This is a genomic window from Streptomyces sp. DH12 (assembly GCF_020873895.1).
Classification (GTDB): domain Bacteria; phylum Actinomycetota; class Actinomycetes; order Streptomycetales; family Streptomycetaceae; genus Streptomyces.
Genome location: NZ_JAHWGT010000368.1, coordinates 1 through 658, shown reverse-complemented (window position 1 = coordinate 658; position 658 = coordinate 1). Strand labels below are relative to the sequence as shown.

The window sequence follows — 658 nt, the reverse complement described above, 5'->3', positions numbered from 1 at the left end:
CCGCCGCACCCCGGCCCGCTGGTCGCCATCGACGCGGTCGGCGCCAACCTCGGCGTGACGCTGGCGCTCGGCGTGCTCGTCGCCATCCCCACCGTGGTCATCGCCGGTCCGCTGTTCTCCAAGTACGCCGCCCGCTGGGTGGACGTCCCGGCGCCGGAGCGGATGATCCCGCAGCGTCCCTCCGAGGACCTGGAGCGGCGCCCCGGCTTCGGCGCGACGCTGGCCACGATCCTGCTGCCGGTCGTGCTGATGCTCGCCAAGGCGCTGGTCGACATCGTGATCGACGACCCCGAGCACGACGTGCAGCGCGTCTTCGACGTGATCGGCTCCCCGCTGATCGCGCTGCTCGCCGCGGTGCTGGTCGGCATCTTCACCCTCGGCATGCCCGCCGGCTTCAGCCGGGAGCGGATCTCCTCCCTGGTGGAGAAGAGCCTGGCGCCGATCGCGGGCATCCTGCTGATCGTCGGCGCGGGCGGCGGCTTCAAGCAGACGCTGATCGACACCGGCGTGGGCCGGATGATCCTGGACATCTCCGAGGACTGGTCGATCCCGGCGCTGCTGCTGGCCTGGCTGATCGCGGTGGCGATCCGGCTGGCGACGGGCTCGGCGACCGTGGCGACCGTCTCGGCGGCCGGTCTGGTCGCGCCGCTCGCGGCCG

The 658-nt window shown here is 72.9% G+C and carries 1 pseudogene; it reads left to right on the top strand.

Going from position 1 to position 658, the window contains the following annotated elements:
- Positions 1–658, top strand: a pseudogene (locus LPA54_RS34615) (GntP family permease); the annotation flags it as partial.